Source organism: Pararhizobium sp. LjRoot235 (genome assembly GCF_964254145.1).
In the GTDB taxonomy this organism is placed as follows: Bacteria; Pseudomonadota; Alphaproteobacteria; order Rhizobiales; family Rhizobiaceae; genus Pararhizobium.
Map to the genome: position 1 here is coordinate 920100 of NZ_CAXUSP020000002.1, position 17353 is coordinate 937452.

A 17353-nucleotide genomic window follows, 5' to 3' on the forward strand; every position below is an offset into this window, starting at 1 on the left:
GCGGCGCCCTTTTTTACCTTCATGCAACGTTTCTTTGGGAGGAGAACACATGACCAGGACAACTCTGTTTCTTGCGGCATCCACCGCCGCGATCATCTTCAGTGGCGGCTCAGCCTTCGCGGCACCCGCCTGCGGGCTCAACAATGGCCAGAAGGCGGCCGGCGAACCGATCAAGGTGGGTGCAGTGGTCGGCCAGACAGGACCCGACGACTTCTCGTCCTCAGCCGACGCGGCGCGCGCCTATTTCAGTTGCGTCAATGAAAATGGCGGCATCAACGGCCGGCCGATCGAGTATCTGGTCGAGGATGACCAGTGGAATCCGGAAGTCGCCAGCCAGGTCGCGACCAAACTGGTCAAGGACGAACAGGTCGTAGCTCTTGTCGGCAACGGGTCCTTTGTAGAAATGGGCGTCAACGCCAAACTCTATGCCGCTGAAGGCGTCATGGCTATGGCCTCGGCCTGTGCCGTGGCGGAGTGTTTCGAATCCTCGAACATCGTTTCCACCAATGAAGGGCCTTTGCCCTCCAGCGTCGGTGCGGCGCAATGGGCCGTCGGCAATCTCGGCGCGAAAAACGTCGTATGCATCGGCCTCACCATTCCGTCGGTTGGCCCCTACTCCTGCGGCTGGACGGAAAAATACATGCAGGCCAAGGGGCTGGCAGGAACGAGTATTCTGCTCGATCCTGCGGCCGCCGACATGAATGCATCCGTATTGGAAACAGTCGCCAGCGGTGCCGACACCGTCCTCGTCAACCTGCCCGCCGGCATGGCGGCCGCCTACCTCAAGGCAGTCGAAGAGCAGAACCTTCGCGACAATTTCAAGTGGATCTCCTCGACCCCGCTCTATGATGCCGACGTGCCCGGCATGCTCGGCGCCTATTGGGATGGCGTGATGAACGTCAACATCGAACTGACGCCGATCGACGGTACCGGACCTGACGCCGCCAACTGGCGGGCGATCATGGACAAGCATGCCCGGCCAGAGGACCCGCGCGACACCTTCAGCCAGTCCGGCTATCTCTCGGCTCGCTTCTTCGTCGATGCCCTGCTGAAGCTCGATCCGGCCAAGATCGATCGGGCTGCGGTGACCGAGGCGATCCAGCAGATCAAGAACGAAACGTCCGACCTGTTGTGCGGCTCGTACTATGTCGGCAAGGCGGATCGGCATCTGCCAAATCATGCCAACATGATGGTGCAGATTGCCGGCAATGGCTTCAAGGTCATCAGCGAATGCGCCGACGTCGACAGCGCCTATCTCGACCCGATCCGCGCCGCTGAAAAAGAACTCGGCATCACCCCCAACTGATTGGATGCGCGATGAACGCTCTCGGCCTGTTCCTGGTCTCCGGTCTAGCCGTCGGGGCGCTTTATGCCCTCGGCGGCGTCGGGCTGGTGCTTCTCAACCGCGCCACGGGCGTGCTAAATTTTGCCTACGGCGCCATGGGCGCCGCAGGTGCCATGACCGCCTGGCAGCTGTTGCAGTGGAAATGGCCCGAGCCCCTTGCCTGGCTCGCCTGCATCGGCGTCGCGTTGGTATTGTCGCTGACGTTCGGCCGGCTGATCGCACCGGGGCTTGCCCATCGTGAACCGGTGGTCAAGGCGGTGGCGACCCTGGGATTTGCACTTGCCCTGCTGGGCGTTATGAATCTGATCTGGACGGTCACGCCGCGCAAGCTGTCGCTGACACCCGACAGCCTCTCACTGTCGATCTTCGGCCTGCGCGTGACCGCGACGCGGTTGATCGCACTGGCTGCCGGCATCGGCGTGACACTCGGCATGGGCTTGTTCCTCGCCCGCACGCGCATCGGCCTGATGATGCGTTCGCTTGCCGACAATCGCGAAATCGCGGCCATCCTCGGAACGCCGGTCAGGCGCGTCGAAACTTTCGCCTGGGGCATATCCGGAGTTCTTGCCGGTTTCACCGGTCTGTTGTTTGCCACCCTGGTGCGGCTCGATCCGGCGGTGCTGACCTTTCTCGTCATCCCGATCATCGCCACGACTATCATCGGCCGGCTTTCGTCGATCACCGCGACCTTTGCCGCAGGGCTCGCCATCGGCATGCTCGAAAGCCTGCTGACTCTCTACAAGCCCCTTGCGCCCTTCCGCGTGGCAACGCCCTTCCTTGTCGCGATCATTGCGATGATGTGGATGCAGCGCGGCCGCAAACTGACATTCGCCGGACAGGATTGACGCCATGCAAACTGTCATCGAACCGCTCGCCGGAAAAACCGCCATGTCCCTCACGGCCTTGAGACCACTATTGCAGAGATACGCGCCGCAGATGTTTTTTGTTGCGATGGCCGTTATCGTGCCCCTCGCCGCCAATGCGCTCTGGGTGAAGGTGTTGACCGGCACTGCAATCTATACGCTGACCGCCGCCAGCATCGCGTTGCTGTATCGACGGCTTGGGCTGGTATCCCTTGCGCAGGTGGCGCTGATGGGCTGCGGCGGCTGGATCGCCCTGCGCTTTGCCCATGGCTTCGGCCTGCCGTTCGAACTGAACCTCATTGCAGGGGGCTTGTTTGCCGGAATGATCGGCATGGTGCTCGCCTATCCGGCCCTGCGCATGCGCGGCCTCTATCTGGCTCTGATAACGCTGATGGCCGCCGGCGGGTTCGGAATCCTGATCAACGTCCTGCAGTTTCCAAACGGCGGCAGCGGCCTGACCGGTTTTGCCGTCCAGGCCGTTACCTACATGCCGCGCCCTTTTCTCGCAAAAACGGATAGCGCCTATTTCCGCTATTGCATGCTGGTGGTGGCGCTCGGCTTCCTGTTGATCGATTGGCACGAGCGAGGCCGTGCTGGCCGCGGCTGGGCCCTGATCCGCAAGAGCGAGGCCTCCGCCATGGCAGCGGGGGTTGATGTGACCCTCTACAAGGTCTGGGGCTTCGCGCTGTCCGGCGTTCTTGCCGGTGTGGCCGGCGCACTTCTCGCCGGCAACCTCCAGCTTCTTGATGCCCGTTCCTTTCCGCCTGCTGAATCGGTGATGATCTTCGCGCTGACCATCGTTGGTGGCGCCTGGCACTGGTATGGCGCGGTGATCGCCGCCCTGCTCTACCGGCTGGTTCCGGCTTACCTCAACGACCTCGGCATCAATGGCGATACCGCCTATGTGATCTTCGGCCTTGCCCTGATCCACGCCCTGATCACCGCGCCGAAAGGCCTCGCCGGTCAGTTGACCGATGCGGTCAGGGTTTTGCGTGCACGGGGGGAGAAACGATGATCTCGATCGACGACGTCACCGTCACCTTCGGCGGTGTCACCGCGCTCAGCTGCCTGACCGTCACCCTCGACACGCCGGTCTTCGGTATCATCGGCCCGAACGGCGCCGGCAAGACCACCTTCCTCAATGTCCTGTCGGGCTTCGTCACGCCCCGATCCGGCCGGATCACCATGGACGGCACGGACATTCTTCGCCTCGCTCCGCATCTGCGTGCCCGCTGGGGACTGCGCCGTTCCTTCCAGAAGGAACAGGTGGTCGATGAACTGTCGGTCGAGGACAATGTTCGTGTCGTGCTCGATCCGTTTGCACTCTCGGCAAACGAGCGCGAACGTGCGCTGATGGCCGCCCTGGAGTTCGTGGGCCTTTCTGCCGTTCGTGGCCTGTCCGCCGCAGGCCTCAATGCCTTTGAACGCCGAATGGTCGAGATTGCACGATGCATTATTGGCAAGCCGAAGCTGATCCTCCTTGATGAACCCGGCGCCGGGTTTTCACAGGGCGAAGTTGACAGGCTTCGCCAAGTGATCAATGGCATCAGGGCCTTCAATGGCGCAACGACGCTGCTGATCGACCACGATGTTGATCTCATCCAGGCGGTCTGCCAGGACACAATGGTTCTTGATTTCGGATCGCTGATTGCCGTTGGCGCAACCGCCACAGTGCTGAGGGATCCAAAAGTCCGCGCAGTCTATCTGGGCATGGAGGAGATGGCTGCATGAGTACGTTTACGGTCAGCAAACTGTCGGTCGAGCGCGGCGGCAAGCGGGTCATCGATGACCTGAGCTTCACTTTGCAGAGCGGTCGCATCACTGCACTGCTCGGCCCCAATGGCGCGGGCAAGAGTTCGCTGGTGCTGGCGATTGCCGGCGCTCTGCCGGTCGCCTCGGGTACGGTGACGGTCGATGGACGCGTGGTTTCGGGGCAATCGCCGGAGGTTGTGCGTGCCGCCGGCATTGCCGCGGTCCCGGAAGGCCATCGCGTGCTCTCAGGCCTCAATGTGGAGGACAACCTGCAGGCGGCCGGATTCCAGCAATCGGCGGCCGATGCAACAAAGGCCGTGGACGAGGTCTATGCCATTTTCCCAGAACTGGCGGAGCGCAAGAAGCAATGTGCCGGCTCCATGTCCGGCGGCCAGCAGCAGATGCTGGCATTGGGCCAAGGCCTTGTTGCCCGCCCGAAATTCATCCTCGCAGACGAGATGTCGCTTGGGCTCGCGCCCCTGATCGTCAAACGGCTGATGGCTGTTCTGTCCCGTCTCGCCGCCCAGGGAACCGGCATCCTGTTGATCGAACAATTTACCGCTCTCGCGCTCCACGAGGCGCACGACGCGCATGTCTTGTCGCGCGGCCGGTTTTCTTTCAGTGGGGCGCCGGAAATACTGCGGCAAAATCCCGACATCCTGCACAAGGCCTATCTTGCCTGACGTCTTCTATTGCTCGTCATCTGGGCGCTGACCTTGAGGTCGGCGAGATGTGCATTATTCAGGCAGAAGCAGTAGCCGCTTCTAAAAGCCGCTAAGTTCAAAGTTGTCAGCGCTTGAAAACGCAAAAACTGCGGTTCCCGACGAGTTGTTATGCGATCCTGCGAGCACAGAACGGGAACATCTCCGGCAACGGTTGTGTGAGCTTAGCGCGGGTTGCCGTCGACTGCTGCGCTCGCAGGCGGTGCTGCCAGTTCTACCGGTTAGAAATCAAAATAGATGGTCACTCCCGACCGCCGGTGGTACGGGTAATGGTCACGATAGCCGTAATACCCGTCGTAATACCCGTAATGGCGAGGGTAGCACCTGCCGTAGTAGCGGCAGGAACGGGAAGCGTACCGCCTGTTCCAGTGGCGATCCGCGCGCCAATGACGATGACGCCAGTGATTGACCTGTTCGACAGCACCGGTCTCCACTTGCTCGGGCTTCGGCACGAAGATGGGCGCGGCATTTAGCGGCAAAGAGAAAGACGCAGCCAAGGCTACGGCTGCGAGGGCGGATAAGAGCTTTGTCATCATGGACTCCTCCTCGTTGGCTATCACATTAAGCCATCGAGCCTGAACCTCCGGTGAACGTCAAAGCGGCCACCCCACCCGCCTTCGCACTTCACCTATCCCGGCTTGGAGCCTTAAGACCTTCACAACGGAACTGATCGCTTCCCGACAGATAACGCCGACGATCGCCGCCACGCATATCGCGATGGCGAGGACAAGCCCCGTTTGTTTTATGAGGTTTACAGAGTCCGCATGCCGCAATTCGCGGACGTTTTCTCTTGTGATGCATTTGAATCTCCGAACGGTGCGGCCCGATGCCGCCCGAATATGTGTCGGAGATGGATGAGAGCGTAAGTCATGGGCGGTTTATAGCATGGGACGCTAAAGAAACAAAAAACCGCCATCTTTCGAGGTGGCGGCCAGGCTTTATGCTAGGCCGACGTTTCAGAATCTGAGGAAAAGCGCCGTAAAACGTCGGCGTATAACCTGTCAATTTGTTCCCCCTTGTAGGCGGCCATCACGCCACGCTTGCGCTTTTGTCGGATTTTCACGTTCTTCATACGTTCACGGCTACCGTATAATTTTGAACCGTTCTTGTTCCGACCCCTAGAAGAAGAACCTCAATCTTCAACAAGATCATCAGCGAGTCGCCGCCGACGCGAGCTAGAGGCTAGGCGGGCAAGCCGCCAGACTATCATGCGGATACGCGACGAAGGTTCACGCTCCGTTCGATCTTAGCGCAGGATTTTGAACTGCTCTTGTCCTGACCCCTCTTATGTGAACGCACTGTTCGCGCTTGCCGCGGACATCGTTCGAATTCATGCGCCCGGACGGATACGGTGTGCTGTCGGGCATAGACGAAACAAAAATTTGAGAAGATGTCGGGGCCGTAAGAAGCCTTCAGCAAATTCTTTCCAGCTCATGCGGACAGTGCTGTCATGGCGCAATCGACGGATCAATGGTTCTTGCCTCATCGGCTGTCAGCGCACTTTCTCGCGTGCCGGAAACGATGATCTCCAGCACTTCATGCTCGTCCGTGTTCCTGATGTAGCGGTCGCCGACATACTCACCGCGCTTGAGAACCATGACGCGATCACCCACGGCAAAAATGTCGACAAGGCGGTGTGAGATGATGATCTGGGCAACGCCCTGCTTCTTTAGCTCCAGCATGGTTTCGAGCAGCCGTTCGGTCGCCATCACGGAAAGGTTGGCGGTCGGCTCGTCGAGGATCACGACGCGCGGCTCGAACGAGATCGCGCGGGCAATCGCAACAGATTGCTGGCGGCCACCCGACAGGCTTTCGACCTTCTGGTAGACAGAATTCACGTCGACCTTGAGACGTTTCAGCACGCTGTCGGCGTCCGCATACATCTTTCGCCGATTGACGAAGGGGCCTTTGAGCGGCCAGCGGCCAAGAAAGATGTTCTGGCCGACGTCCATGTTCCCGCAGAGCGCGAAATCCTGGTAGATCATCTCTATGCCCACGTCACGGCTCTCATGCGGGCTCTTGAAGCGCACCGGTTGCCCGGCAACCCGGATTTCACCGGCATCGCGTTGATAAGCACCGGTCAGGATCTTCATGAGCGTCGATTTGCCGGCCGAATTGTCTCCCACCAGACCAAGAATCTCACCGGGATAAAGCGTGAGATCGACGTTGCGAAGCGCCTGCACGGCTCCGAAGGCTTTTTCGATGCCCCGCATTTCCACGATCGGCGCGGATGGTGTCACGTCAGCCATAACCACCGTCCCGTGTTGGCGCGCCTCTTGCGATGCGGGTTTGCAGGCGTCCGAAAATATTGGTCTGGCGTACCCATATGTCGATCAGCACCGCGACGATCAGGATGATGCCGATAAAGACATTGATCCAGTGCTGCGGCATGCTGAATCCCTGGACGTTAAGTTGCATAAGCGCCCGCACGAGCGTGATGACCGCCGCGCCCGCAAGCGCGCCGACCATGGTGCCGTAACCACCGAAGATCGAGCCTCCGCCGATGATCACGGAAGCGATGGCGTCAAGTTCGCGAAACTGGCCGGCAACCGGGTTGAAACTGCGAAAGTAAGCGACATTGATAATCCCCGCCATGCTCGCGCAGAGTGCCGCCAGCAAGAGCGAGATGAAGCGCGCCCGGTTGGTGTTGATGCCGGCATAGGCCGCGGCGCGGATGTTGCCGCCGGTGGCGCAGACCTTCAACCCGAACGGTGTATAGACGAGCACGACGCCTGCGATCAGCGCGACGAAAGACATCCAGATCGTCTGGACGCTGACGACCTCGGCCACCGTGCGAATGATTCCCGAGGGCAGCGAAAGGCCGAAATGGAGGAGAACATCATTCACCTTGCGGCCGAACAGATTGTAGCCCTCGGGCCAGCCGGTCAGCTGTTGTCCTGCGACGAACCAGGCGGCGAGGCCTCGGGCAATGTAGAACATGCCGAGCGTGGCAACGAAGGCGGGCAGTTTGAAACCGACGGTGACGACGGCGTTGACGAGGCCGGCCGCCATCCCTGCAAGCAGGCCCATCGTTACGGCGGTGAGCGGGTCGGCGCCGAGCACCTTCAGAAAATAGGCTGCGGTGCTGCCGGCAAGGGCGAGCACCGCACCTACGGACAGATCGATATCGCCGGCTGCGATGACATAGGTGAGCCCGACCGTAATGAGCGCCAGCTCGGTGTAGTTGAGCAGGATGGCAAACGTGTTGGACAGGTTCCACCAGTAGTCCGGTCTCAGCGCGAAGCCCGTCAGCCACAACACGGCCGTCAGGATAATGGCAAGCGCGTCGCGGCGGGCGAGAAAACGGCCGTGCCCGGTGGCAGAGAGTGCAATGTCGGCTGCCATCGCGCCCTTGGTCTGGACGCCCTCAAGCGCCACCCCGCCCATCTCGTAGGCCGGCGGCGGTGGTCGGCCGCGGAGCCACGCCCAAAGCCGGGCCGCTATCTGGCGCCGAATGAGGTAGGGTTCAATAAGCACGGCTATGACAAGAAGCAGCCCAAGGAAAACCAGTACCGCACCCGCAGGCAAGGTGAACTTGGCGCCGACTGCGATGTTTTCGCCGTCGATAACGACGATGCGCGTGATCGGCCACCCCTCACGCAACACCTTGTCGATCAGGACGACAGCCACCGCACCAAGGCAGGAACCGATCACTCGGCCGCGGCCGCCAAGGATCGACGCGCCGCCGATGACGACGGACGCTATGACGGTAAGTTCCCAGCTGACGCCATAGAGTGGGGTCACACCCTTGTCCTGTGCGGCCGACAAGAGAGCCGCAAGGGTCGCGCAAAGCGCCGAGATCAGGTACGCACGGATGCGCACCCAGCGCGTGCGAATGCCGGCATAGATTGCCGCTTGCTCGTTGCCCCCGGTCGCGAAGGTCTCGTAACCCCAACGGGTTTTGGCAAGCGCATAGGCTCCGACGACGGCGACGACGGCGAAAATCACGATTTGGTTGTTGAAGCCGAAGACATTCGTCTCGCCCAGATGGAAGAAAACCGTATAGCCCTTCGCCTTGTCGGAATAGTAAATCGCCTGGCCGTGCGTCAACGCGAGCACGAAACCGCGGCCGATGAAAAGCATCGTCAGCGTGGCGATGAATGCCGGCACTTTCAGGGTCGTCACGAGCACGCCGTTGGCCAGGCCAATTGCGGTACCCAGAAGCGCGCAGAGGATCACCGAGGTGATGAGGTCGAAGTCGAGAAAGCTCGACGCAAAAAGCCTGGCGAAAACCACAGCGACCAGACCGTAGGTAGAGCCAACCGAAAGATCGATATCCTTGTTGGCGATGACGAAAGTCATTCCAACTGCGATGATCCCCACACGGGACGCGTCGCGCAGCAGCGCGTTAAGCGCCTCCGTTGATCCGAAGAAGGTCGGATTAACGAGAGCCCCGCCGAAGTAGAGTAGCGCAAGGAATATGATGAGTCCGGCCTCCCAGCCGCCGACGAGCTGGGGCGGCGCACGGCCAATCGATGTCGTCGTGGCGAACTCCATGGGTTTCTACCGAGCGATCCTTGCTGTCGCGATGCGGGACGGCTCGCGCCCTCCCGCATCAATTTCAACGTCTCCAATGGAAATCAATTCTCGAAACGCTTGCCGACGTTTGCGACCGTGTCCTTGGTAACGAGCTGGGCGCGCGTATCGAGATTGGCAGCCGCGATGCCGCGATCGATCTGCAGATAAAGCTGCATGACCGGCCAGAAGCCCTGCAAGAAGGGCTGCTGTCCGAGCGAGCCGGTCAGATTTCCGGCCGCGATGCCTTCTTGCTGCGCTGGACCGAGATCGAAACCATAGGCGCAGAACTTGCCGGTCCACCCCATCTGGGCTACCGCCTTGACAAGCGGCGGCGTGAAGACGTTGTTGGCTGTAAAGGCGCCGACCACGTCACCACGGGACTCGAAGAGCGAAACAAGGGCATTGACCGGGTCGTTCGGGTTGGTATCGATGCCGACGTTCTCCGGACCGGCGTCAACCTTGAAGGCCTCGAGCTTGCCGGCGTCCTTCAGGGTCTTCACAATCGCATTGAAGGCAGCCGTGACGCGGTTGTTCACCTCGATATTGCCCATCGCTGTGGAAGACGGCAGCACGATCGAGCCGCTGGGCTTGCCGCTGTCAAGCACGCATTTGGCCAGCGCCTCGCCGCCGATCGCGGCGGCCGAGGCATCTTGACCGGTGTGGCTGATGCTGCTGCGATTAAGGATCGTGCCGTCGAACGAATTGGTCGTCGCGACCGGGATTCCGGCCGTTTCGGCGGCCTTGACGATGTCGTTATAGGCGCCGGCCTGCGGCGTCGTCATAATGATGCCGTCGATGGTCGGATCCTGAACGATCTGGTTCAGGATTTCGATCTCGCGGGCGGGATCATCCACCGGCGATTCCGAACCGAGCAGCAGGATCGTGGCACCGATCATGTTGCCGGCGACGGTTGCGCCGACATAGACGGGGTCAAAGAAACCATTGCCTGCTGTGTGCGTCACGATCGCGAAGGTCAAATGACCGTCAGCCGAATGGAAATCCTTCGTGCCGGGGGCCTCCTTGGCGGCTTCTTCGAAATTGTAGCCGCCAACCGCTTTCTCGACACTACCCGATTGCGCGAATGCTTGCGAGGTGCCGAGCGATAACGCCGCGGCCGATGCCGCGTACAACAATATCCGCTTCATGATCGTCCTCCCTTGAAGCCAAGGGACGAAAGCCGTTCGAGCGCTATTTATCGAGAGTTGGGCCCAAGGCTTCCTCCCATTCTCCAATATTCCGCGCAATTCCGGTTCAAGTAAACGGTAAACCAATCGACTTGCGAATTTTTCGAAACCGCCGAACTGATGGCGGCAGCCGTCGCCGAACCTTGAGCCGTACTTTGGGCCTTGGCTTCCTGTTTCTATCGATCACTCTTATCGTGTTCAGCGCAACCTGGCACTGGGTGTTGCGGTGGGGCGTCCTCCTCAGCGGTGTGTTGTTCACGTTCAAGGTTGCGCGTCTATTGTGGGTGAAAACCGAGACCGACGCTGCTGCTGGTCGTTTGAAATATCGTGTCTCGGGCCAAGTCGATCGCCTTGCTGGCGTTTTCCCAACGCCGCCGCTGGCGATCGTCGTTGAGCAGTAAGTCGAGCTGACGCTCATGGGATGGCGAAAGGTCGTAAAGCGTGACGCCGATCCGAAAAATCATCACGCCGCGCGGATAGTCCTTCCATACGTGGCCCCACAACTCGGAAAGCGCTGAGAGTATGGCCTGGTCGTCGTTGACGACAGGCAGATGACGCTTTCCCATCCAAGACCCGTCCCGGATCGACAACCAGAGCCACAGGCCTGCCGCATAGAAATTCTCCCGCCGCGGTCGCAATTTGTCTAGAAGTTCACGCAAACTCCGGCAGGCAGACCACACAAAATCACCGGCGGTGATACCGGCTAGCATCGCTCCCCTTGTGATCGATGCCATGGATGAGGTCGCGCGGATCGACACTCTTGCGACGGACCAAATCGTTGCCAAAGCAAGCGAGACATCGGCATCGCCGGTTATTTTTGCTGGTCGATCCGGCGAATGGGACCAAGGCCGAACAGCCTATGTCGAACATTGTTTCGGGCGGAACCCATTGTCGTCTACCTGCAGGCCTTCACGGAGCTAGAACAACGCCAACTTTTTTCAGCCGGGTTTCCGGATGAAGACTTTGACGTCTTTGCCTCCGAGGTTCGCAAGTTCGAGCTCGGCCCGCTTCTTGGCAACCCTCAATTCCTGAAGTTGCTTGGCGAAGCGTATCTGGGAAGTGGTCGCGTTTTCGTCTCGAAGGCCAAGATCTTCGCTGATGCAGTGAAACGATTGGCGCACGAAGCGAACCCGGAACTGGGACGACAGAAGACACGTCCGCCGGCGGATGAGATCATTACTCTCGGCAAGAAAGTTTTTGCAAAGCTTATGCTCTCCGGCGCGGCGGGCGCCGCCACAACTGAACAGCTTAGCGATCGCGACTTTCCCTACGTCAACGGGCTAGTTGGAAAGAATGCGGCTCAAGCCCAGTTTCTCCTGGATACAAGACTTCTAAAGCCGTCGGAAGACGCCGACAAACATGAGCCGATTCACCGCATCGTCGCGGAATATTGCGCTGGGGGATACTTGGTGAAGCGGATTGAGGATCCGGTGGATAGGCTGACGCTCGAGCGCGTTGTCTCGATAATCGCGCCCAACGGAGTAACCCGCGACGAGCTGCGCGGCATGCTCGGCTGGATGGCAGCTCTCGGACGCGAGCCGCTGCAACTCGCTCTTATCAGCCTCGACCCTCATGCTGTCTTGGCCAACGGCGATCCCAGCAACTCACCCCTGCCTCAAAGCGACACTTGTTGATCTCGCTGGACAACCTCGCCGAGATCGATCCCATGTTTCGACGCAGTGACGTCTGGCGCAAGTTCAATGTCGGCCAGTTTTTTACGGCCGATATCCTTGGAGAAATCCGTAGTGCTCTTACCAAGCCGGGATCGTTGCGAAACCTCCTTCTCGAACTATTGAACGGAACGTCGGCAGCCGCCGACCTAATCCCGGATCTCAGCGGTCTGATGAAGGACCCCTCCGCTGATGGTCAGACGCGCAGATTGGCGCTGGAATCTTTGCTTAGCGTTCCGGCCTATGACCTTTCGACCGACTTTGCCGACCTGCTCGCGGAGAATTCTTTGACCGCGCTCGAAACTGCGTCCAAGGGCCTAATGGAGCGCAGTGCGGCGGCCGAAGCCGGAAGTGCGCGCTCGGGACGGGGCGTCGCGTTATTTCATCTCTAGGCTCGTCAAGACATTCGACCCAGCCGATCTGCCAACCCTGCTTGACCGCCTATCCGTCGCGCTGACCTGCACCTGTTCGGCAAAGCACGACTACGAATGCCGTTGTCGACTTGGGATGAGCAAAATAATCGGGATGCTCGTCGACCGGTTCTTTGAATCGTCCCCCTCAAATCTCGACCCAGCGCGCGTCTGGTCCTGGCTCAAGCCACTGCATTTCAGAAACGGTGTGACGCCAGAGCGTAGCGCATCCGTCCAGTATCTCAGCGAAGCACATGACCTGCGGCGGTCGGTACAGCAACTGGCGATCCTGGGGGTGACGGGGGACGATGCTGCCCATGACGTCGTTATGAGCCTCTATTCGAGCCACACCCATGCTGGAATAGTGGTGCACGAAGGCGACCGCGACGCCCTGAGCAGACACGCTTTCGCGCAAGGGCTTGTTGATGTCTGGTCGGCCCTTCGGTCTGGACACAGTCTTTACGGCAACAGTAAGGGACCAAATCTCACCAGGACCGAACAGCGCAAGCAGAGCCAAACCTCGAGAGCTTTCCTTGAGGCATGGTCACGGAGGGAACGGCTGCTGCGTGACCGGATGAAACGCGAGCGGCGGGCTAACCGGATTCGCAGTCGCAGAAGGCATGTGAGTCGCGACGTACCTTCGGAGATAAACCGGCTGCTTGATGCGAATGAAGTCGCTTCGGTCGAAGACCTGCGCGCCCTGATGGTGCAAGAGCTGGCTGAGGTGCAAAAGTGGCTCAAGGGATCTGAGACCGATCCGCTGGGCACCTTCTATTCCGGCGGGACGCGGGTCGATGAGAACACCGCGCGAAACCGTATCGTTGACCGCCTTCAAGGGCGGATGACCGCGCTCGGCCTTTCTGTGGTCATTGAACGACACATGGCGGGCAGCAATCGTTGCGATATCACCGCGTCAGCGGTGCTCGAAGGAGCGAACCGTCTCCTCGTCACTGAGGTCAAGGGCCAATGGAACAAGGAACTGTCCACAGCAGCGTCCGTGCAGCTGGATCAGCGCTATGCTATTCATTCCGACGCGGCCAGGCAAGGCGTCTATCTTGTGCTCTGGTATGGAAATCGCGAAAAAGTCGCGGGACTCGCGGATCCGACAATCACAACACCGGCGGAGCTCAGGGATAGCATTCTATCGGAGATGCCCGACGAACTAAGACGGCGTGTCGATGTTGTCGTGCTCGACCTGTCTAGGCCGCCGAAACCGCAAAAGCCTAAGTCGACCGCCCGTAAGAAGACGCCAAAGTAAAGCCGACAACGCGGAAGCGCGTCATCCTCTGCCGACTGAACGGTGGAGATGGTGGCAAAACACTACGGCCGGCTCCTGCCGCAGGACAAGGCGGCGCGGGCGGCAGGGATTTAAACCAGGTCAAGCGGTGTCCGCTGTCCCGGGACCAAGGACGATCTGAAACGACCCGTACTGGTCATTTTCATGTGTGTGGTTTAGCTGTCGTAAGGGTAGGTAACCGCACCGCCCGTCGCCGCATCATTACGACCGATAATGTTGGCTTATCGGTCGTTCTTCTATTTGGGTGGGAAATGGCTGACATGATCGAGCAGAACCGTGAAAACATCGCTAACGAAGACGCAGCAGACTCCTATCGCTAGCGACCGCACCCGCAGATGCTTTTTTTCGTGTTATGATGGGCTTGCGGCGCGTCATCACGACCTCGGCAATATGGCAGAGGCCGAACGCTATGTTTGCTCTGGCGCAGGAAGTTTGGCGCCCCCAGCATAGGCTCAACCCCGAAGCTGGGTGTGCTGCCTTTTCCTGACTGATCCGGGGCGAGGAGGTAGTCCGTGTCCACGAGTAGTGTCGACCGCCCGCTGCAGCCGGGCGACCAGGCCCCGAATATAGTGCTCGATGCGATATCGCGTGACGGCAAGATCGCGCTAGATGATTTTCGAGGCCGTAACCCGTTATTGATCGGTATCTTTCGAGGCCTACACTGTCCGTTCTGCCGGCGCCATGTCGCAGCGATGGCGCAACTCAAGCCGGCCCTGCGTGAGAAAGGCGTCGAATGCCTGGCGGTGGTCATTACGCCGGTCGAGCGGGCGCGGCTCTATTTCCGTTACCACCCGGCCCCCGATCTTCTCGCCGCATCCGACCCGGAGCGGGCCTCGCACCGAGCTTTCGGCTTGCGCGAGGTCGGGATGGACACGGTCATGACGATACGGGTCCATCTCCCGGGCGAGTTGCCCGAGCCTATGGATGTCATGGCAATGAACGAGTTTCTCAACAAGAAGGAAGGATATGAGATTACCGAAGCCGATCAGCAGGCGATGGTGGCTTCCAGCCAGGGGCAGCTTGTCGGTCAGTTCCTGATCGACCGAGGGGGCATCGTACGCTGGAGCTTCACTGAAGTTCTGGAGGCTGGCCTCCATACGTTCAGGGCGCCGACTCCCGAGGAATTGATGTCGGCGGCTTCCCAAGTTGCCCATTGATAGGCCCTGTCGGCTCAAAGCTGGGATTTTGGCCAAGTTGAAGAACGTTGTGGGAACACGGCAGCGATGATTGACAGCTGAATCTGCGGGGAATGACAGTCTGCTCCGAATTATGGAGTAGACTGATGGGTTTGGGTATTTCGAATGAGGATTTTATCGGGCGTTGGAGCCTGAGCTTTGCCGACATAGAATTTGTGAACGGCAAGCCGGCCCCGGTGCGACTGGGATTGGGGGTCCAGCTTAAGTTCTTCGCCGCGCACGGCCGATCTTAGCCGGCCAGCGCGGGCTTGCGAGCGGGGATGGCCATCGCTGCCACACCGGCAATGACGCAGGCGAGCTGCAGCGAGGTTTCATCGCCGCCTTTCAGCTTCAATCGGCGCTACTAACTTCCAAGTCAATTTTGGGACGCTCGATCTCCTCGCCATGACGAACGCTGACTGGGAGTTTGGAGTTGGCCTCGGTTACGCCGGACGACCAGGATCGTCAATAGTCATCCCAACAGCCAGATCGACGATCTGTTGCCTTGGGCCTATGCCGCAAAACTCGATAACAGAGCAGGGCTTGAGAACCGCGCAAAAGAGAAAAACAATGAAACAGACGATGTTTGCCTCACTTGTACTACTGATCTTCGCTTGTTCATCGGCCAATGCCCAGGATTCCGAAAGGATCACGGTGGAGGCCTATATCAAAGCGGTCGAAGGCGGCACGCCCCAATCCTTGATCGGAAAAAGGTCGGTCGTGGACTATCTCAAAGGGGTCAGAGATCATTTATGGTGGGCGTGCCAGCACAAAACAACGCTCCAGGAGTTATTTAGCTCAGGCGCTACACAGATCGACAAGGCGAAGAAATCGAAATCCGAAGAGACGTTCGCCCTGTGGGCGAAGTCAACATTTTACGGGGATGTCGTGTTCAACGCTATCGACGACAACGTCACCTGCAACAAGTGATCCCAGGAACGAGAGCGTGGCGCAAGAACGGCGCTTACTCAACACACTGGACTTCGAGCGCCTGAAGCGGCCGCACCATGCAGATAAGGCGACGCCGGTCCTGAACGCTTCCATTACATCCTCGGGCCTCACGAGACCAGCATGATGAACTATATGAGCGAAGCTCTGCAGGTAACAGCGGGACGAACGGACCTGGCCATCGTCCTGCGATTTGCGTTACTGCAGACTCCCGTCGCCGCGGCGGTCAGCGGCCTTGAAATCTGCCATCACCCTATTCAGGAACTCGCTCTGGCTTACTTTGCCGCTGCCATTGGTATCGGTGGCGGCGAATTGCTGGGCATTCAGCACTCGGGCAACTTCGTCAGAGGTCAGGCTGCCGTCCTTGTTCTTGTCGAGACTCGCGAAGGCCAACGTCATGAAGGCCTGATATTCGGATTGATCGACCGCTCCGTTCTTGTCACCGTCGAGCCGATCCATTTGGCCCTGGTTCATAGCCATCGGTTGACTCTGCGCGGCAGCCGCAACGGCGGTGAAAAAAACGAATCCTGTCACTAGGACTACTGTCTTCATCATCCCGGCCCTTCGGATCAACTGCATGTCAGGGCACTGCCGCCCGCAGCGCCTAGCGTGGCGCCGCCCCCAACAGCCCAGAGCTGTCCGGTCCCCGAGCCAATGGTCGCGCCAGCCAGTCCGCCGACGACCGCGCCGCCGACCGTACCGGCGATGCAGCCGAACTCGTTACTGCGTCCTCCTTGCGACATTGCAGCAGATTGGCAGCCAGACAAGGCAAGGCAGCCCAAAAGAATAAGACCTATCGTACATTTGGTCATTTTTTCCTCCAAGTATATCCGTTCACTTTTAGACAGATCGACGGAGGCGCCATTGAATGGCGTCGGATGATAACAAGCTTCTGAGTATGTCTCTGAGTTAAAAGGGGTTCTTCTTCTTGATCAGAAGCAACTCATAGATAAAAAATGCAACCGCCCGGAAAAATGGCAATTCTACTGGTGAATACTACCACTCCGCATGGGCCAAGACAACACTTGGCGCTGTCTTGGCCGTTGCCATCCTATCAGATCGACATCAGACCGCTGGGTTCGGAGCTGCAAGACCGGACATAGGCATTGCACTCCAGCGAGAGCCCCAATGACCGTTTCCGCATCTCACCAGGCGCTCCGGGCTTTCCTGCTGCGTGGCCAGAAAGCTGCGAACGCATCAAGAGATGTTTCCAAAGTAACCTTTTCTCACGCATTGCATAAATGTAAAACGTCGGCGAGAATCCGCCCATGTCAGCGCCCTATAACACCCTCCCCTACTGCAGATCACCGAGGGCATAACTGCAAACATTTTCCACGTCATCAACTCATTGGCTATCGAGGCAATCGAAAGCGGAAGAGAGCGGATTACCACGAAACCATTGAGAAATGGGAGCCGGAATTTGACGCCGAAGCAGCCTTCGCATGAGGTGGGAAGATCCGCACGGCAAT

General features: G+C 59.2%; 16 protein-coding genes and 1 pseudogene. 10 read left to right on the forward strand and 7 right to left on the reverse strand.

The window, feature by feature from the left end:
* The first annotated feature begins 49 nt into the window (after positions 1-49).
* The 5 genes from ACSQ2Z_RS25075 to ACSQ2Z_RS25095 are packed head-to-tail and all read left to right on the forward strand — an operon-like array spanning position 50 to position 4643.
* Complete coding sequence (locus ACSQ2Z_RS25075) at positions 50-1306, forward strand: ABC transporter substrate-binding protein (protein WP_436083898.1); 1257 nt, start codon at positions 50-52, stop codon at positions 1304-1306.
* An 11-nt stretch (positions 1307-1317) separates the two neighbouring features.
* Positions 1318-2190: a branched-chain amino acid ABC transporter permease gene (locus ACSQ2Z_RS25080; protein WP_436083899.1), complete on the forward strand. Its 873-nt coding sequence runs from the start codon at positions 1318-1320 to the stop codon at positions 2188-2190.
* A 4-nt stretch (positions 2191-2194) separates the two neighbouring features.
* Positions 2195-3223 (forward strand): branched-chain amino acid ABC transporter permease, encoded by a 1029-nt coding sequence (locus ACSQ2Z_RS25085; RefSeq protein WP_436083900.1) that lies wholly within the window; start codon positions 2195-2197, stop codon positions 3221-3223.
* On the forward strand, positions 3220-3939 hold the full coding sequence (locus ACSQ2Z_RS25090) for an ABC transporter ATP-binding protein (RefSeq protein WP_436083901.1): 720 nt from the start codon (positions 3220-3222) through the stop codon (positions 3937-3939). Before ACSQ2Z_RS25085 ends, ACSQ2Z_RS25090 begins: the two co-directional genes overlap by 4 nt.
* A complete protein-coding gene (locus ACSQ2Z_RS25095) occupies positions 3936-4643 on the forward strand; it encodes an ABC transporter ATP-binding protein (protein WP_436083902.1) in 708 nt (235 codons plus the stop codon). Before ACSQ2Z_RS25090 ends, ACSQ2Z_RS25095 begins: the two co-directional genes overlap by 4 nt.
* A gap of 260 nt (positions 4644-4903) precedes the next feature.
* On the opposite strand, the gene ACSQ2Z_RS25100 is transcribed toward ACSQ2Z_RS25095, so the two are convergent.
* From ACSQ2Z_RS25100 to ACSQ2Z_RS25120, 5 genes and pseudogenes are all read right to left on the reverse strand, one after another.
* Positions 4904-5215 carry a hypothetical protein gene (locus ACSQ2Z_RS25100; RefSeq protein ID WP_436084152.1) on the reverse strand — a complete coding sequence of 104 codons (312 nt, stop codon included), beginning with the start codon at positions 5213-5215 and terminating at the stop codon, positions 4904-4906.
* Positions 5216-6130: 915 nt separating this feature from the next.
* Positions 6131-6931, reverse strand: coding sequence for an ATP-binding cassette domain-containing protein (locus ACSQ2Z_RS25105; protein ID WP_436083903.1), 801 nt, complete (start codon positions 6929-6931; stop codon positions 6131-6133).
* Positions 6924-9179, reverse strand: a complete 2256-nt coding sequence (locus ACSQ2Z_RS25110; protein WP_436083904.1) for an ABC transporter permease — start codon at positions 9177-9179, stop codon at positions 6924-6926. The genes ACSQ2Z_RS25105 and ACSQ2Z_RS25110 overlap by 8 nt, the downstream gene beginning before the upstream one ends.
* Positions 9180-9262: 83 nt before the next feature.
* The gene (locus ACSQ2Z_RS25115) at positions 9263-10345 is read right to left on the reverse strand and encodes a substrate-binding domain-containing protein (protein WP_436083905.1); all 1083 of its coding nucleotides are present in this window, start codon (positions 10343-10345) and stop codon (positions 9263-9265) included.
* A gap of 449 nt (positions 10346-10794) precedes the next feature.
* A pseudogene (locus ACSQ2Z_RS25120) lies at positions 10795-11118 on the reverse strand (hypothetical protein); the annotation flags it as partial.
* 135 nt (positions 11119-11253) lie between these two features.
* On the opposite strand from ACSQ2Z_RS25120, the gene ACSQ2Z_RS25125 reads away from it, so the two are divergent.
* The 5 genes from ACSQ2Z_RS25125 to ACSQ2Z_RS25145 all read left to right on the forward strand — a co-directional run bounded on the left by ACSQ2Z_RS25125 (position 11254) and on the right by ACSQ2Z_RS25145 (position 15866).
* Positions 11254-12018, forward strand: a complete 765-nt coding sequence (locus tag ACSQ2Z_RS25125) for a hypothetical protein (RefSeq protein WP_436083906.1) — start codon at positions 11254-11256, stop codon at positions 12016-12018.
* Positions 12015-12446 carry a hypothetical protein gene (locus ACSQ2Z_RS25130; RefSeq protein WP_436083907.1) on the forward strand — a complete coding sequence of 144 codons (432 nt, stop codon included), beginning with the start codon at positions 12015-12017 and terminating at the stop codon, positions 12444-12446. Before ACSQ2Z_RS25125 ends, ACSQ2Z_RS25130 begins: the two co-directional genes overlap by 4 nt.
* 133 nt (positions 12447-12579) lie before the next feature.
* Positions 12580-13722: a hypothetical protein gene (locus ACSQ2Z_RS25135; RefSeq protein ID WP_436083908.1), complete on the forward strand. Its 1143-nt coding sequence runs from the start codon at positions 12580-12582 to the stop codon at positions 13720-13722.
* A 551-nt stretch (positions 13723-14273) separates the two neighbouring features.
* Positions 14274-14918 (forward strand): peroxiredoxin-like family protein, encoded by a 645-nt coding sequence (locus ACSQ2Z_RS25140; RefSeq protein ID WP_436083909.1) that lies wholly within the window; start codon positions 14274-14276, stop codon positions 14916-14918.
* A 588-nt stretch (positions 14919-15506) separates the two neighbouring features.
* Positions 15507-15866, forward strand: a complete 360-nt coding sequence (locus ACSQ2Z_RS25145; RefSeq protein WP_436083910.1) for a hypothetical protein — start codon at positions 15507-15509, stop codon at positions 15864-15866.
* A 216-nt stretch (positions 15867-16082) separates the two neighbouring features.
* Here the strand turns inward: ACSQ2Z_RS25145 and ACSQ2Z_RS25150 are convergent, their stop codons facing one another.
* Positions 16083-16436 carry an EF-hand domain-containing protein gene (locus ACSQ2Z_RS25150; RefSeq protein ID WP_436084153.1) on the reverse strand — a complete coding sequence of 118 codons (354 nt, stop codon included), beginning with the start codon at positions 16434-16436 and terminating at the stop codon, positions 16083-16085.
* A 17-nt stretch (positions 16437-16453) separates the two neighbouring features.
* Positions 16454-16696 carry a hypothetical protein gene (locus ACSQ2Z_RS25155; protein ID WP_436083911.1) on the reverse strand — a complete coding sequence of 81 codons (243 nt, stop codon included), beginning with the start codon at positions 16694-16696 and terminating at the stop codon, positions 16454-16456.
* Between the last annotated feature and the right edge of the window lie 657 nt (positions 16697-17353).

Bases quoted from the DNA above. Each gene is read 5' to 3' on its own strand.
- ACSQ2Z_RS25075 (WP_436083898.1), top strand. From the start codon at position 50: ATGACCAGGACAACTCTGTTTCTTGCGGCATCCACCGCCGCGATCATC.
- ACSQ2Z_RS25080 (WP_436083899.1), top strand. From the start codon at position 1,318: ATGAACGCTCTCGGCCTGTTCCTGGTCTCCGGTCTAGCCGTCGGGGCG.
- ACSQ2Z_RS25085 (WP_436083900.1), top strand. From the start codon at position 2,195: ATGCAAACTGTCATCGAACCGCTCGCCGGAAAAACCGCCATGTCCCTC.
- ACSQ2Z_RS25090 (WP_436083901.1), top strand. From the start codon at position 3,220: ATGATCTCGATCGACGACGTCACCGTCACCTTCGGCGGTGTCACCGCG.
- ACSQ2Z_RS25095 (WP_436083902.1), top strand. From the start codon at position 3,936: ATGAGTACGTTTACGGTCAGCAAACTGTCGGTCGAGCGCGGCGGCAAG.
- ACSQ2Z_RS25100 (WP_436084152.1), bottom strand. From the start codon at position 5,215: ATGACAAAGCTCTTATCCGCCCTCGCAGCCGTAGCCTTGGCTGCGTCT.
- ACSQ2Z_RS25105 (WP_436083903.1), bottom strand. From the start codon at position 6,931: ATGGCTGACGTGACACCATCCGCGCCGATCGTGGAAATGCGGGGCATC.
- ACSQ2Z_RS25110 (WP_436083904.1), bottom strand. From the start codon at position 9,179: ATGGAGTTCGCCACGACGACATCGATTGGCCGTGCGCCGCCCCAGCTC.
- ACSQ2Z_RS25115 (WP_436083905.1), bottom strand. From the start codon at position 10,345: ATGAAGCGGATATTGTTGTACGCGGCATCGGCCGCGGCGTTATCGCTC.
- ACSQ2Z_RS25135 (WP_436083908.1), top strand. From the start codon at position 12,580: ATGCTCGTCGACCGGTTCTTTGAATCGTCCCCCTCAAATCTCGACCCA.
- ACSQ2Z_RS25145 (WP_436083910.1), top strand. From the start codon at position 15,507: ATGAAACAGACGATGTTTGCCTCACTTGTACTACTGATCTTCGCTTGT.
- ACSQ2Z_RS25150 (WP_436084153.1), bottom strand. From the start codon at position 16,436: ATGAAGACAGTAGTCCTAGTGACAGGATTCGTTTTTTTCACCGCCGTT.
- ACSQ2Z_RS25155 (WP_436083911.1), bottom strand. From the start codon at position 16,696: ATGACCAAATGTACGATAGGTCTTATTCTTTTGGGCTGCCTTGCCTTG.